Raw genomic sequence first — 9,660 nt, 5'->3', positions numbered from 1 at the left:
GTCGAGGCGGCCGACCCTGAGGTCGGTCATGCCATCCGCGAGTTTCGCGAGCGGGGCGAGCACGCGGCCGAGCAGCACGGCGAAGACGCCGAGCGCCAGGCCGTTGAGAACGACGAACAGGATGGCGAGCGAAACGAGGTCCTCCCAGACCTCGGCGATCTCGTCGGAGGCGTCGCCATAGACCACGACCGACCCCGCAGGCTCGCCCCTGATCGTCACCGGGATCGAGACCGACGAGGGGGTCGGCTCGATGAGGGCCGTGAACCATCGCGGCACGCCCTCGCGCGATTGCTCGTCGTGGCGGGCGCCGGCCTCGCGCAGGCCGACCGCGACGCCCTCCGGATTCTTGACCACGATCCGGGCATGGCGGACCGCCGGCAGCGTCGCCTGCAGGTCCGCGATCGCGCGCAGCCGTCCAACGTCGCGCTCGAGCCGCGTGACGGTCTCCCGAACGAGCCGCCCGGCCGTGTCGAGCGAGGATGCGATCTCGACCCGGGTCGCCTCGCGGGCGTTCAGCACGGTCACGACCGCCGCGGCCCCCGCGCAGGCCAGATTGACGGCCGCGAGCAGGAGCAGGATCCGCATCCGAAGCGACCCGCCGCGCACCGACCCGGTCCTGGCGCGCGCGCGTTCGAATGGGTGACGCAGCCCGCGTGCGGTCATCGCGGTCACCGTTCTTCGCTTCCGGATGGCGGCGGAAGGGGTTGGCGGCGCAGCGCTTCGAGCGCAGCCACGCGCGAGCCGCTGGCGGCGCGCGCGTTGACGTAATGCTGGCAGGTCTCGCCGAAGCCCGCGCGTTCGCCGACATGGCCGATCGACACCAGCCCTTCGATCACCTCCCGCGCGCTCTCCTTGACGCCGCGCTCCGCGAGCATGGCCTGCACCTGGACCGCGCGGTTGGCGATCATCCGCGGACTTTCGGTGAAGCGGGCGTCGGCGTCGTCGAGCAATGCGCGCAGCGAGACGGCGGCGGGGTCGTTGGGGGCGACGTCATGGCCCGCCTCCCGGCTCGCGAGCCACACGGCCGGCGAGATGTTGTCCTTGATGTCGATCCAGCTCCGCCCTGCGGCCGTGAAGACCTCGGACTTCGCCGGCGCGGACGCCGCGGGCTTCTCTTGCGGGGCGGGCTCGTCGCAGGCCGTCAGGAAGAGGAAGCAGAACGCGAGGGTCGCCGACCTTTTAATAAGGGAATATTGAAAGAATGAAGCCCGCTTCGACCCCGATACCGACTTTATATTTATCAAGTTACGCCATCCCCCTGCATCACCTTCTCGCGTCAGGAGCAGGCGGCGCGGACTGCCATGTGGTCCCGGCATCGCCAACATCCTGTTAGCATTTTGAGTTTGTTACGTTTTTCTTAGATCGCAGGATGCCGACACTATACTGCTGTCGGCAGGCAGCCGCCATGCCAAAAGTTCCCGACCCTTTTTTCCACTTTGTATCAAGACAGCATCGACCCAATCGTCAACAGTCCCGCCACTGCGAAACGCAATAAGCCCGTACGGCGCAAAGAAAAACCTCGCGACCTGACGCCTCGGGATCGCGCGTCGCAGAGCGCCCGGAGGTCCGCCCCAATCGGACCGGCGCCGCAGAAGAAGACTGGGAAACGCAAGGGGTTTCAGATGACAAAACTTCGAACGTCCGTCTCGGCGTTCACGCTGACGGCCGCCGCGGCGATCGGCGTGGCGGGAGCGGCTCTCCCCGCCTTCGCCAACGACAAGCTCGTCGAGCTGTCGAACAGCGAAGAAAACTGGCCGATGACCGGCAAGACCTACAAGGCGCAGAACTACTCCAAGGCGACGCAGATCAACGCCGAAAACGTAAAGACCCTCAAGCCGGCCTGGGCGTTCTCGACCGGCGTGCTGCACGGCCACGAGGGCACGCCGCTCGTGATCGGCGACAAGATGTACGTGCACGGGGCGTTCCCGAACCCGACCTTCGCGCTCGACCTCAACGAGCCGGGCAAGATCCTCTGGCAGCACAAGCCCAAGCAGGCGCCCACCGCCCGCGCGGTCGCGTGCTGCGACGTCGTCAACCGCGGCCTCGCCTACTGGCCGGGCGACGGCAAGACCCCGTCGCTGATCCTCAAGACCCAGCTCGACGGCCACATCGTGGCGGTCAACGCCGACACGGGCGCGGAATTCTGGAAGATGGAGAACTCCGACATCAAGGTCGGCTCCACCCTCACCATCGCGCCTTACGTCATCAAGGACACGGTGCTGGTCGGCTCGTCGGGCGCGGAGCTCGGCGTGCGCGGCTACGTCACCGCCTACGACGTCAAGACCGGCGCCCAGAAGTGGCGCGCCTACGCCACCGGCCCGGACGAGGAGCTGAAGCTCGCCAAAGACTTCAACATGGCGAACAAGCACTACGGCCAGTTCAACCTCGGCACGTCGAAGACCTGGGAAGGCGACGCCTGGAAGATCGGCGGCGGCACCAACTGGGGCTGGTACGCGTTCGACCCGGACACGAACCTCTTCTACTACGGCTCGGGCAATCCGGCGCCGTGGAACGAGACGATGCGTCCGGGCGACAACAAGTGGACGATGACGATCTGGGGCCGCGACATCGACACCGGTGAGGCCAAGTTCGGCTACCAGAAGACGCCGCATGACGAATGGGACTACGCCGGCGTCAACGTGATGATGCTGTCGGAGCAGAAGGACAAGCAGGGCAAGCTGCGCAAGCTGCTGACCCATCCGGACCGCAACGGCATCGTCTACACGCTCGACCGCACCGACGGCACGCTCGTCTCCGCCGACAAGCTGGACGACACCGTCAACTGGGTGAAGCAGGTCGACCTGAAGACCGGCGTGCCGATCCGCGACCCAGAATTCGCGACCCGGATGGACCACAAGGCGACGGAAATCTGCCCGTCGGCGATGGGCTACCACAACCAGGGCCACGACTCGTACGACCCTGAGAAGCAGCGCTTCTACATGGGCATCAACCACATCTGCATGGATTGGGAGCCTTTCATGCTCCCCTACCGCGCCGGTCAGTTCTTCGTCGGCGCGACGCTGTGGATGTATCCCGGGCCGAAGGGCGACCGTCAGAACTACGAGGGTCTCGGCCAGATCAAGTCGTATGACGCGATCAACAATAAGTACGACTGGGAGAAGATGGAGCGGTTCTCGGTGTGGGGCGGCACGCTCGCCACGGCCGGAAACCTGGTGTTCTACGGAACGCTCGACGGCTTCATCAAAGCCCGCGACACCCGCACCGGCGACCTGCTGTGGAAGTATCGCCTGCCGTCCGGCGTGATCGGTCATCCGATGACCTACACGCACAAGGGCGTGCAGTACGTCGCGATCTACTACGGCGTGGGCGGCTGGCCGGGCGTCGGCCTGGTGTTCGACCTCAACGACCCGACGGCCGGTCTCGGCGCGGTCGGCGCGTTCAAGAACCTCGCCAACTACACCCAGATGGGCGGCGGCGTGCAGGTGTTCTCGCTCAACGGCAAGAACCCCTACGACGACGTGAACGTCGGCGAGTGGACCGGCAAGGGCGGCTGACGCCCGACCGTCTGAACCCCTGACTACGGCTCCCGCCGACCGACGCTGGCCGGCGGGAGCGCTTCCAAGACAACGACTTCGGGTTCGACGCCGAACGGACGGCCCGCCGGTCGCATGACCGGACGAGAAGCCGCCGCGGCCTCACGGGAGACGAAACCCATGAAGATGAGTTCGACCGCGCGCCGAGCGCTGCTTGGAGCCGCCGCCCTGGCCGCCGGCCTGACGGCCGCAGACGGCGCCGCCGCAGCCGAGAAGCTCCGTGTCTGCGCCTCCAAAATCGAGGCGCCCTATTCGACCGCGAAGGGCGACGGCCTCGAGAACCGGATCGCCGAGATCGTCGCCAAGGCGATGGGCCGCGAGATCGAGTTCGTCTGGTCCGACCGGGCCGCGATCTATCTCGTGCGCGACGGTCTCGACAAGAAGCTCTGCGACGTCGTGTTCGGCGTCGACGCCGACGACGAGCGGGTGCGCGCCACGCGGCCCTATTTCCGCACCGGCTACGTCTACGTGACCAAGCAGGACGGCCCGAAGCTCGGCCACAGCTGGAGGGACGTCGAGGCCACCGACGCGACCAGGTTCGCCGTGCGCTTCCAGACGCCCGCCGAGCTGATCCTGAAGGCGGCCGGCAAATACGAGGAGAACGTCTCCTACGGCCTGTCGCTCGTGAATTTCGAGGACAAGCGCAACAAATACACCCAGGTCGCGGCCGACCGCTTGGTGAGCGAGGTCGCGAATGGCGACGCCGACGCCGCGATCGCCTTCGCGTCGGACGTCGCCCGCTACGTCAAGGCGTCCTCGACGCCGCTCAGGATGTCGATGATCGACGACGACTTCCAGCCCGGCTCGAGCGCGAAAATTCCGCTGCATTTCGACCAGGCGATCGGCGTCCGCAAGGACGACGAGGCGCTTGCGAAGGCGCTCGACGAAGCGATCGAGAAGGCGAAGCCCGAGATCGATCGCGCGCTCGCCGACGAGGGGGTGCCGACGCTGCCGCCGAACGCCTGACGGCGCCGCGGCCGTCTCTCCCGTCCATGCAATCGAAGCGAGTTCTGATGCCCAATAGCTTACGCCTGACCGCCGCTCTGGCCTGCCTCTCCGTCGCGCTTGTCATGTCGCCGCCCGCGATGGCCGACATCGCGCTCAACAACACGGTGTCGGGGGAGCCGCTCAATCTCGACGACGCTCCGCCGGAGGGCAAGGATTCGGCTGCGTTCAAGGAGTTCATGCAGTCGGGCAAGAACCCCTATGTCGGCAAGCAGGACTGCTTCGCGAAAGGCGAGGAACTGTTCAACGGCGCGTGTTCGGGCTGCCACGGTCATCTCGCCGAAGGCAAGATCGGCCCCGGCCTCAACGACGATTACTGGACCTATCCGCAGAACGCGACCGACAAGGGCATGTTCGAGACCATCTTCGGCGGCGCGAGCGGCCAGATGGGGCCGATGTACAACTCGGTGAACGTCCAGGAGATGCTGCTGGCGATGGCGTGGGTCCGCCATCTCTACATCGGCGATCCTGAAAAGGCCGAATGGCTCGAGGCGGATGCCCGCAAGACGCTGAAGAAATACGACAACACGCCGGCTCCCAAGCCCGGCGCAGACGCCCCGCAGGAATGCAAGATGGGCGGCTGAGATCTGCGCCGGAGCGCCGGCGCGGGACTGGCGCGGCATGCCCGCGTCCAGACGACTGCAGGACGAAGAGAAGACTCGAGAACGAGGGAACGCAAAATGAACATCACGTCTCGCATCGCCGGCGTCGCCGCCGCAGCCGCCCTGACGGCCGCCTTCGCGTCCGCTCCCGCGCTCGCCTATGACGGCACCAACTGCAAGGAGCCGGGGGTGTGCTGGGAGGCGAAGCCCGGCTATCCCGAAAAGTCGAAGATCGCCGGCTCCAAGTACGACCCGAAGCACGACCCGAAGCAGGTCAGCAAGCAGTCTGACTCCATCAAGCAGATGGAGGAGCGCAACAAGAAACGCGCCGACAATTTCTCCAAGACCGGCAGGTTCCAGTACGACGTCTCGAAGATCTCGGACTGAACCGGTCCCGGCCGCCGGGGGCGACCGGCGGCCGTTCACTATCCCCTGGCGGTCCGCGCATTCAGTTGGGCCGCTCCCTCTCGTCGTCGGGACGGGCATCTTCCGGCCGCCCCACGGGATGACGACGCGCACCTGACGGCCGCCAGCGTTCGGACTGTTCCCAAGCCGAACGTCCGGGCGCGGCGGCCGCCTTTTAGGTTCGCGAGCAAGGCGAGATCTGATGGCGACAACCTCGATCGCTGGACGGCGTCCCCATGGCGAGGGCGCCGCCGACACGTCGTCCAACCTGTCGCTCGACGCATGGCGCAGCCAGGCGCTCGCCTTCGAGGCGGAGATCGGGCGCGCCGTGGTCGGCCAGCCGCATGTGCTGCGGCTGCTGACCATCGCGCTGTTCGCGCGCGGCCATGTCCTGCTCGAGGGCGACGTCGGCGTCGGCAAGACCACGATCCTGCGGGCGGTCACCCGGGCGCTCGGCGGCCCGTTCGAGCGCGTCGAGGGCACAGTCGATCTGATGCCGACCGACATGCTCTATGCGGCCTATATCGACGACGCCGGCAAGCCGCGGGTCGACCCCGGCCCGGCGCTGCGCCACGGCGAAGACCTCGCCGTGTTCTTCTTCAACGAGATCAACCGCGCCCGGCCGCAGGTGCATTCGTTGCTGCTCAGGCTGATGGCCGAGCGGACCGTCTCGGCCTTCGGCAAGGACTGGTCGTTCCCCCATCTCGTGGTGTTCGCCGACCGCAACCGGGTGGAGAAGGAAGAAACCTTCGAGCTGCCGGCCGCGGCCCGCGACCGCTTCATCATGGAGATCGGCGTCGAGACTCCGCACGACGCGGAGGTCCGTCGCGAACTCGTCTTCGATCCGCGCTTCCACGACGTCGACCGCCTGATCGGCGATTTGCGCGAAGGCGTCATCGACCATCGCGGTCTGAACGAAGTCGGGCGCGCGATCCAGTCCTCGGTCACGACCAGCCTGACGCTCGAACGCTACGTGCTCGGTCTCTGGGACGCGCTGCGCGCGCCCGCGAGCGTCGGCGTCTCGATCGAGGGCGTCGACATGGACCGGCTGATCCTCGGCGGCGGCAGCCCTCGCGGCGTCGGCGCTCTGGTGCGCTCGGCCCGGGTCCGGGCCTGGCTCGAGGGCCGTGATATGGTGCTGCCCGAGGATGTGCGGGCGGTGTTCGCCCCCGTGATGGCGCACCGCATCTTCCTCGACCCGATCTACGAGCCGCGCCGCGAGCGGATCGTACGCGCGCTCTGCGGACAGGTGTTCGACAAGGTGCCGGCTCCGTGACCGAGGCGGCGGCCGGAAGCGGCCCGCAGCGGATCGATCTTCCTTATCGCCTCTTCGGACGGGCCAGGGGCGTCGCGCCCGGGCTGCATCGAGCCGTCGGAACAGGGCTCAACGGCGCCTTCCTGCGTCACGGCTCCATCCTGGAGGTCCCGGACGCGCGGCGCATCGACGTCCGCGCCTCGATCACCGACCCGTTTGGGGGGCTGAAGGTCCGCCGTTTCGAGAACCGCGCGCGGATCGACGTCTTCGTCGTCCTCGATTTGTCCGGCTCAATGGCGTTCGGCCGCGCGGGGGGCGACCGCGACCCGATCGCGGACCTCTGCTCCGCGATCGCGCATGCCGCGATCCGGAGCCAGGACCGCTTCGGGATGCTCGCCGCCGGTCCGAAGCCGCGGCAGGATCTCGCGATGCGCGCAACCCGTCGCGCGGGGCTGCCGGACGAGATCTGGCGGCGCACCTCGGGCGAGATCGGCGACGGCCGTGGCGTCGCCGGCCTCATCGAGATGCTGGACGAACTTCCTCAACGGCGCGCGCTGGTCTTCGTCGTCTCGGATTTCCTGATGCCCATTGCGGACGTCGAGGAACTGCTGAGCCGCCTCTGGCGGCACGACGTCGCCCCGATCGTGGTGCGGTCGAGCGCCGTCGAGACGCGGCTGCCGCGCTTCGGGCTGGTGGAGACGCGGGATCTCGAGACTGGACGTCGCCGGGTCATCCTAATGCGCCGGTCGCTGCGCGAGGCCTGGCTCGTCCACGCCCGCGAACGTCGCGCTGCGCTCGACCGCGTCTTCCGCCGCTACGGCCGGCCGGCCTTCGACCTCGTGGATCGTTTCGACCCGGACGCCTTCGTGGATCATCTGCTGTCGGGAGGCGGGTGATGACACGGGCCTTCGCTCCGCGAAGCCGACCTTCCTTGGCCCGCTATTTGGCGGCGGCTGTCGTGTTGCTCGCCTCCGCCGCTCCGGCCGCCGCCCAGATCCTCGACCGCTCGATGTCGGCGCCGCATCCGTTCGGCCTGCTGCTCGGCGACGTCTTCACGCTACGCACCCGCGTCGACGTCGCGGCGCCCTTCAAGCTCGACGCCTCCGCGCTGCCGAAGCCCGGACCCGTCACCTACTGGCTTGACCTCCGATCGATCACGATCCGTGAAAGCACGACCCCAGGCGGCGCGACGCGCTACGAGATCGCGGCCGAATACCAGACGTTCTATGCGCCGCTCGAGGCGATCGAGCAGACTGTCCCGTCGCTCAAGCTCGTCGTGACCGACGGCAAGGGCGGGCGCGCCGAGGCGGACGGCGCGAGCTGGAGCTTCATCACCTCGCCGCTCAGGCCGATCGCCGCGACGGCGGGCGCCGCCTCGGCCTACGGGCTGCGTCCCGACGCCCTGCCGATCCGGAAATCGCTGCGTGACGCCGAGATCGCCGCCGGGGCCGCCGGCGGCGCGACGCTGCTGGCGCTCGCGCTGCTTGCCTGGAGCCGCGCCTGGCCGCCCTTCCACCGCCGGCCGTCGCGACCGTTCGCGAGCGCCGCGCGCGCCGTGGCGCGGCAGGCGAAAGCCGGCGACGAGGGCTGGCGGAACGCGGCGCTCTCGCTGCACCGCGCCTTCGACGCCGCCGCGGGCAGGCGGCTGCTCGGCGAGGATCTTTCAGCCTTCCTCGCCGGCCGACCCTCGTTCCTGCGGCTGGAGCCGCGCATCCGGCAGTTCTTCGAAGCGTCCCGGCAGGCGTTCTTCGGCGCCGCGCCGGCGGTTTCCCGCATGCCGGCCGACGAGCTCCTCGCGCTGTCGCGCAGCCTCGCGGCGGCGGAGCGCACCTCGTGAGCGCGCTCGGCTTCGATCACCCGTGGCTGCTCGTCCTGCTCGCGCTCGCGGCGCTGCCCTTCCTGGCCTCGCCGCTGCGGCTCTCTTCGATGCCCTCGGACGAGGTCGTGCCCGACGATCCGCTCTCGACCGCGATCGGCGTCGGCCTGTCGGTCCTTGGGGCGCTGGCGATCGCCGGGCTCGTGCTCGGCCTGTCCGGGCTGCACCGCCGCGACCAGGTCATCGAGCGGCGCGGCGTGGGCGCCAACATTGTGCTGCTTCTCGACCGCTCGTCGAGCATGGACTCGACCTTCGCCAACCGCTCGCCCGAGGGACGCGAGGAATCGAAGTCGGTCGCGGCTCGCCGCCTGCTGACGGACTTCGCCGCCCGGCGCCCGGCCGACCGCATCGCGGTCGCGGCCTTCTCCACCGCGCCGATGCCGATCGTGCCGATGACCGACCACCACGAGGCGGTCCGCGCGGCGATCGCGGCGATCGACCGTCCGGGGCTCGCGCACACCGACGTCGGCCGCGGCCTCGCGCTCGCCTTCTCGATGTTCGACGACGCTTCGAGCGAGACCTCGCGCGCCCTCGTCCTGGTCTCGGACGGCGCTGCCGTGATCGACCGGCGGGTGCAGGACGCGCTGCGCGACGCGGCGAGGCGGGACCCGGTGCGGCTCTATTGGCTTTTTCTCAGGACGCAGGGGTCGAAAGGCATCTCCGACAAGCCGCCGCCCGGCGAGCCCGACATTCCGCAGGTCTATCCCGAGCGCCATCTCGACATCTTCCTGAAGAGCCTCGGACTGCCCTACCGCGCCTTCGAGGCGCGGGGCGCGTCCGACGTCTCGGCGGCGATCCGCGAAATCGACCAGCTCGAGCAGCGGCCGACGACCTTCAAGGAGACGATCCCGCGCCAGGACCTCGACTGGCTGTGCTACCTGCTCGCGGCGCTCGCCTCCGCACTGCTGCTCGCCGCCAAGCTGATGGAACGGCGGCTGGAGGAGGGCGAGAGTCTGGGAGGCG

10 protein-coding genes are annotated in these 9,660 nt (G+C 68.5%); 8 read left to right on the top strand and 2 right to left on the bottom strand.

Features of this window, described 5'->3' with window-relative positions; all coding sequences use genetic code 11:
• Both EK403_RS23070 and EK403_RS09005 read right to left on the bottom strand, forming a co-directional pair.
• On the bottom strand, positions 1–585 hold a 585-nt coding region (locus EK403_RS23070; RefSeq protein ID WP_280986569.1), incomplete at its 3' end, for a LapD/MoxY N-terminal periplasmic domain-containing protein.
• 83 nt (positions 586–668) lie between these two features.
• Complete coding sequence (locus EK403_RS09005; protein WP_245479599.1) at positions 669–1,244, bottom strand: hypothetical protein; 576 nt, start codon at positions 1,242–1,244, stop codon at positions 669–671.
• 378 nt (positions 1,245–1,622) lie between these two features.
• On the opposite strand from EK403_RS09005, the gene EK403_RS09000 reads away from it, so the two are divergent.
• From EK403_RS09000 to EK403_RS08965, 8 genes are all read left to right on the top strand, one after another.
• Positions 1,623–3,515: a methanol/ethanol family PQQ-dependent dehydrogenase gene (locus tag EK403_RS09000; RefSeq protein WP_128777162.1), complete on the top strand. Its 1,893-nt coding sequence runs from the start codon at positions 1,623–1,625 to the stop codon at positions 3,513–3,515.
• A gap of 159 nt (positions 3,516–3,674) precedes the next feature.
• Positions 3,675–4,520, top strand: coding sequence for a methanol oxidation system protein MoxJ (gene moxJ, locus EK403_RS08995; RefSeq protein WP_128777161.1), 846 nt, complete (start codon positions 3,675–3,677; stop codon positions 4,518–4,520).
• 47 nt (positions 4,521–4,567) lie between these two features.
• Positions 4,568–5,143: a cytochrome c(L), periplasmic gene (moxG, locus tag EK403_RS08990; protein WP_128777160.1), complete on the top strand. Its 576-nt coding sequence runs from the start codon at positions 4,568–4,570 to the stop codon at positions 5,141–5,143.
• A 96-nt stretch (positions 5,144–5,239) separates the two neighbouring features.
• The gene (locus EK403_RS08985; protein WP_128777159.1) at positions 5,240–5,548 is read left to right on the top strand and encodes a methanol dehydrogenase; all 309 of its coding nucleotides are present in this window, start codon (positions 5,240–5,242) and stop codon (positions 5,546–5,548) included.
• A 220-nt stretch (positions 5,549–5,768) separates the two neighbouring features.
• The gene (locus tag EK403_RS08980; protein WP_128777158.1) at positions 5,769–6,842 is read left to right on the top strand and encodes an AAA family ATPase; all 1,074 of its coding nucleotides are present in this window, start codon (positions 5,769–5,771) and stop codon (positions 6,840–6,842) included.
• Complete coding sequence (locus EK403_RS08975) at positions 6,839–7,717, top strand: DUF58 domain-containing protein (RefSeq protein ID WP_128777157.1); 879 nt, start codon at positions 6,839–6,841, stop codon at positions 7,715–7,717. Before EK403_RS08980 ends, EK403_RS08975 begins: the two co-directional genes overlap by 4 nt.
• A 35-nt stretch (positions 7,718–7,752) precedes the next feature.
• Positions 7,753–8,658 (top strand): hypothetical protein, encoded by a 906-nt coding sequence (locus tag EK403_RS08970; protein WP_245479598.1) that lies wholly within the window; start codon positions 7,753–7,755, stop codon positions 8,656–8,658.
• Positions 8,655–9,660, top strand: a 1,006-nt coding sequence (locus EK403_RS08965; RefSeq protein ID WP_164919548.1) for a vWA domain-containing protein, incomplete at its 3' end; no start/stop codon positions are given. The genes EK403_RS08970 and EK403_RS08965, both read left to right, overlap by 4 nt.

This window comes from Hansschlegelia zhihuaiae (assembly GCF_004103825.1).
In the GTDB taxonomy this organism is placed as follows: Bacteria; Pseudomonadota; Alphaproteobacteria; order Rhizobiales; family Methylopilaceae; genus Methylopila; species Methylopila zhihuaiae.
Note: the sequence above shows the minus strand (reverse complement) of the source record. Positions and strands in the feature narration are given on the sequence as shown.

Coding starts and splice junctions, on each gene's coding strand:
- EK403_RS09000 (WP_128777162.1), top strand. CDS start 1,623: ATGACAAAACTTCGAACGTCCGTCTCGGCGTTCACGCTGACGGCCGCC.
- EK403_RS08980 (WP_128777158.1), top strand. CDS start 5,769: ATGGCGACAACCTCGATCGCTGGACGGCGTCCCCATGGCGAGGGCGCC.
- moxJ (WP_128777161.1), top strand. CDS start 3,675: ATGAAGATGAGTTCGACCGCGCGCCGAGCGCTGCTTGGAGCCGCCGCC.
- moxG (WP_128777160.1), top strand. CDS start 4,568: ATGCCCAATAGCTTACGCCTGACCGCCGCTCTGGCCTGCCTCTCCGTC.
- EK403_RS08985 (WP_128777159.1), top strand. CDS start 5,240: ATGAACATCACGTCTCGCATCGCCGGCGTCGCCGCCGCAGCCGCCCTG.